We start from the raw sequence: 4,894 nt of genomic DNA on the forward strand, positions 1-4,894 counted from the left end.
ATGGCGGCTGGTATGAGGGCACCATCCGCACCGAATCGGCCGGCGAAAACGGCAAGTGGGGCGTCTATCCGATGCCGAGCCTGACCGCCGACGGCCCGCGCGCCGCCAATCTCGGCGGCTCGTCGCTGGCCATCACCTCGGCCTCGAAGAACAAGGAAGCGGCCTACGCCTATCTGAAATACACGCTGGAGACCAATGAAGGCCAGATCACCATGCTGAAGGATTTCGGCCTGGTGCCGTCGCTGATCTCGGCGCTCGACGACCCCTATGTCTCGCAAGGCCTGCCTTACTGGGGCGGCCAGGCGGTGTGGAAGGATATCCTCGCCACCCTGCCCAAGGTGGTGCCGAGCCGCGGCACTCAATTCCAGAGCGATGCCGAGCTCATCATGCGCGCGGTGCAGACCAAATATCTGGGCGGCGGCTATCCGGACGCCAAGGCGGCGCTCGACGACGCCGCCAACCAGATCGCCTCGGCGACCGGCCTGCCGGTGAAGTAGTCAGCCAGTTTCCTTCTTCCCGTTAACGGGGAGAAGGTGCCCGAAGGGCGGATGAGGGGCAGCGCCAAGATCAACAATTGGCGCTGCTTTCGCAAAACCCCAAGCGTAACACTGCGCCCATCAAGAAGGCGCGACAGGAAACAGAAAGGGAGGAAACGATGCGCCATCAGAACGCCACGGCTTACCGTTTCCTCACGCCCTATCTGCTGATCTTTTCCATCTTCTGGGTCTGGCCGATCATCAGCTCGTTCCTGATCTCCTTCCAGGCGACGCGCACCGTGCCGTGGCGCTTCGCGCCGACCTTCAACTGGGGCCGGCTGATCGGCGACCCGGCCTTCTACAACGCGCTGAAGAACACGCTGCTCATCCTGGTCATCCAGGTGCCGGTGATGATCTCGCTGGCCATCGTCATGGCGGTGCTGTTGAATTCGCCACTGCTGAAAGTCCGCGGCCTCTACCGCTTCGCCTTCTTCGCCCCGGTGGTGGTCGGCGAGGTCGCCTATTCGGCGGTGTTCCGGCTGATGTTCAACCTCAATTTCGGCATCATCAACAAGCTCTTGAACAGCGTCGGCCTGCCCAGCGTCGACTGGTTCTCCAACGTCACCCCGGCGATGGCGCTGATCATGATCGCGGTGACCTGGCGCTGGGCCGGCTACAACGCCATCATTCTGCTGGCCGGCCTGCAGTCCATCCCGGACGATGTCTATGAGGCGGCCACGCTCGACCGCGTCAGCAAGGTCAAGCAGTTCTTCTACATCACCCTGCCGCTGTTGAAGCCGATCATCGTCTTCTGCGCCGTGCTGTCGATCATCGGCACCATGCAGCTGTTCACCGAGCCGTTCCTGATCACCGAACGCGGCGGCCCCGGCGGCGGCACCGAGACGCTCGGCCTGTTGCTCTACCGCCAGGGCTTCCGCTCGCTGAATTTCGGCTACGCCTCGGCCGTCGCCTACACCATGGCGGGGCTCGCCATCGCCATCACCCTGGTGCAGCTCTGGCTGACGAGGGACCCGAAATGACCTCGCGCTCGCAAAGCCGGCTCGGTCGCGCAATCGCACTGCATCTCTTCCTGACGCCGCTGGCGGTGATCTGGCTGTTTCCGCTGTGGATGATGGTGGTGTTCTCGACCATGCCCGACAACGGCATCTTCAGCCCCGGCATCGAGCTTCTGCCGCACGACAATTTCATCGACAATGTCAACAATCTGCAGCGCGACACCAATTTCGTCGGCGCCATCGGCATCTCGGTTTCGGTGGCGGTGACCTACACCTTCCTGTCGGTGCTGCTTACCTCGATGGCCGGCTGGGCGCTGGCGCGCTACCAGTTTGTCGGCAAGGGCGCGGTGGTGGCGATCATCCTCGGCACCATCACACTGCCCTATTCGGTGGTGCTGATCCCGCAGTTCATCATGGTGGCGCGCGACTTCCAGCTCGCCAACACCTGGATCGCGCTGATCGTGCCGCCGCTGTTCAATTCGCTCGGCGTGCTCTTCATGCGGCAGGCCTTCTCGATGATGCCGGCAGATCTGTTCGACGCCGCCCGGGTCGAGGGCGTCAAGGAGTGGCGCATCTTCCTGTTCGTCGCGCTGCCCTTGGCGCGGCCGATGCTGGCCGCGCTCGCCATCATCCTCTTCCTCGCCTCGTGGAACAACTATCTCTGGCCGCTGCTGATCAACAGCCAGCCCGGTTCGATGACCGCACCGGTGGCGCTCGGCACGCTGATCGGCCTGACCAAGGTGTCGTGGGGCGGCATCATGGCCGGCGCCGTCATGCTGACCGTGCCGATGCTCGTCGTCTTCGTACTCCTGCAGCGTCATTTCATCGCCGGCATCGCCGCCGGCGCCGTCAAGTAGGAAAGGGCGAGATGGCAGCGGTCACACTCAACAATGTCGTCAAGCGCTTCGGCGGCTTCGGCGTCGTCCACGGCGCCAACATCGACATCGCCGATGGCGAGTTCGTCGTCTTCGTCGGCCCGTCCGGCTGCGGCAAGTCCACGCTGCTGCGCATGATCGCCGGGCTGGAGGACATCAGCGGCGGCGAGATCGCCATCGGCGGCAAGGTGGTGAACGACGTCGAGGCGGCTGAGCGCGGCATCGCCATGGTGTTCCAGTCCTACGCGCTCTACCCGCACATGACGGTGAAACAGAATCTGAGCTTCGGCCTGCGCATGAACGGCAACCCGAAGGCCGACACCGAGCGGCGGGTGAGGCGCGCCGCCGAGATTCTCCGCATCGACGAGCTGATGCACCGGCGGCCGAAGCAATTGTCGGGCGGCCAGCGCCAGCGCGTCGCCATCGGCCGCGCCATCGTGCGCGAGCCGCAAGTGTTCCTGTTCGACGAGCCGCTCTCAAATCTCGACGCAGAATTGCGCGTCCAGATGCGGGTCGAGATCTCCCGGCTGCACAAGGAGCTCGGCGTCACCATGATCTATGTGACGCACGACCAGACCGAGGCGATGACGCTGGCCGACCGGATCGTCGTGCTCAAGGCCGGCAATGTCGAGCAGATCGGCGCGCCGCTCGACCTTTATGACGATCCCGCCAACCGCTTCGTCGCCGGCTTCATCGGCTCGCCGAAGATGAACTTCATGCCGGCGAGGGTTGTCGAGACCGGGCCGGGCGCGGCGACGGTCGAGCTTGTCAACCACGCCGGCGCGCGGCTGAGCAAGCCGCTCCAGAGCACGCCTCCGGCTGTCGGCGCCGAGGTCGTGCTCGGGGTCAGGCCGGAACACTTCTTCGATGCCGGCAAAGGCGACTGCGACATCGCCGTCAAGGCCGATGTCGCCGAGCATCTCGGATCGGTGAGCTACGTCTACGCCGGTGCCGGAGACGACGAACTGATCATCGAGCGCGAGGCATCCAGGCAGCGGGCGAGCGGCGACCATCTGACGGTGGCGATCAAGGCCGACAAGGCGCTGCTCTTCGACACCAAGGGCGCGCGGATACGCTAGAGCAATTCCAGGAAAAGTGTGTAACGGTTTTCCGTCCGGAATTGCGTAAAAACAAATACTTAGAGCGGTTCGGCGATTCCAAGAAACGTTGAACCGCTCTAGGGCATGAGCCCGAAAAGCGCGAACCGGCTTTCGGAAAGATCATGCTCGAACAAAATGGTTCCATTCTTGCCCGATCGCGAATGCGTGGCGGCGACCCCAGGAGATTTGACATGACATCCAGACCGCAAAAGATTCGTTGGGGCATTCTCGGGCCCGGCAGCATCGCCAAATCCTTTGCCGGCGGCGTGGCGCAGTCGCGCACCGGCGAACTGGTAGCGCTCGGTGCCCGCAACCCCGGCAAGGCGGGGCTCGCCGAAACCTTCCCGGGCGCGCGCATCCTCGACGGCTATGAGGCGCTGCTCGCCGACGATGGTGTCGACGCCGTCTATATTTCGATACCGCATCCCGGCCATGCCGAATGGGCGATCAAGGCCGCTGAAGCCGGCAAGCATGTGCTGTGCGAGAAGCCGCTGGCGCTGACCGCCTTTGAGGCCGACGCCATGATCCATGCCGCGCGCAAGGCCGGCACCTTCCTCGGCGAAGCCTTCATGTACCGGCTGCATCCGCAGACGCTTAAGCTGGTGGAATTGATCAAGTCGGGCGTCATCGGCGAAGTCCGCATGATCAAGTCGAGCTTCGGCTTCGCCATGCCGGGCTTCCTGCCGGAGCATCGGCTCTATGCCAACGACCTCGCCGGCGGCGGCATCCTCGACGTCGGCGGCTATCCGGTGTCGATGGCGCGGCTGATCGCCGGCGCCGCGACAGGGTTACCCTTCACCGAGCCCGACAAGGTGGTGGGGGCGGCACATCTTGGCCAGTCCGGCGTCGACGAGTGGGCCTCGGCGCTGCTGCAGTTTGCCGGCGGCATCGTCGCCGAGCTTTCCTGCAGCATTTCGCTCGACCAGGACAATGTGCTGCGCATTTTTGGCACCAAGGGTCGCATCGAGGTTCCGGACTTCTGGTTCGCCGGTGGCAACCGCGACGTCGGGCAGGGCCGGATCGACCTGATCCGGGCAGGCCACGCACGCGAGACCATCAGCGTCAACGAGACGCGCCATGTCTATTCCTTCGAGGTCGATGGTGCCGGCGAGGCGATCCTCGCCGGCCGCCAGGAATTCGCCTGGCCAGGCATGTCCTGGGCCGACAGCCTCGGCACGTTGCGTGTTCTCGACAAATGGCGCGCCGCGGTTGGGCTGGAGTACGAGATCGAAAAGCCGGCTAAGCGCCTCAACACCATCGTTGGCCGGCCGCTGCGCACTGATGGCAAGGCCATCGGCAAGCGCGCCATCCCCGGCCTGCCGAAGCCGACGTCTGTGGTGGCGCTCGGCTTCGAGGATTTCCGGACCTTCTCTTCGGGTTCGATCCTGCTTGACGCCTTCTTCGAGGCCGGCGGCAATCTGTTCGAC

4 protein-coding genes and 1 pseudogene are annotated in these 4,894 nt (G+C 64.2%); all 5 read left to right on the top strand.

What is annotated here, in order from left to right:
* Positions 1-497, top strand: a pseudogene (locus EN742_RS24530) (extracellular solute-binding protein); the annotation flags it as partial.
* A 158-nt stretch (positions 498-655) separates the two neighbouring features.
* Complete coding sequence (locus EN742_RS24535) at positions 656-1,516, top strand: sugar ABC transporter permease (protein ID WP_126057345.1); 861 nt, start codon at positions 656-658, stop codon at positions 1,514-1,516.
* Positions 1,513-2,349 (top strand): carbohydrate ABC transporter permease, encoded by an 837-nt coding sequence (locus EN742_RS24540; RefSeq protein ID WP_126057344.1) that lies wholly within the window; start codon positions 1,513-1,515, stop codon positions 2,347-2,349. The genes EN742_RS24535 and EN742_RS24540 overlap by 4 nt, the downstream gene beginning before the upstream one ends.
* A gap of 11 nt (positions 2,350-2,360) precedes the next feature.
* Positions 2,361-3,446, top strand: a complete 1,086-nt coding sequence (ugpC, locus tag EN742_RS24545; protein WP_126057343.1) for a sn-glycerol-3-phosphate ABC transporter ATP-binding protein UgpC — start codon at positions 2,361-2,363, stop codon at positions 3,444-3,446.
* A gap of 212 nt (positions 3,447-3,658) precedes the next feature.
* Positions 3,659-4,894: Gfo/Idh/MocA family oxidoreductase (locus EN742_RS24555; RefSeq protein ID WP_148670230.1), on the top strand; the 1,236-nt coding region annotated here is incomplete at its 3' end.

The sequence above is a fragment of the Mesorhizobium sp. M4A.F.Ca.ET.020.02.1.1 genome, from assembly GCF_004022645.1.
Lineage (GTDB): Bacteria > Pseudomonadota > Alphaproteobacteria > Rhizobiales > Rhizobiaceae > Mesorhizobium.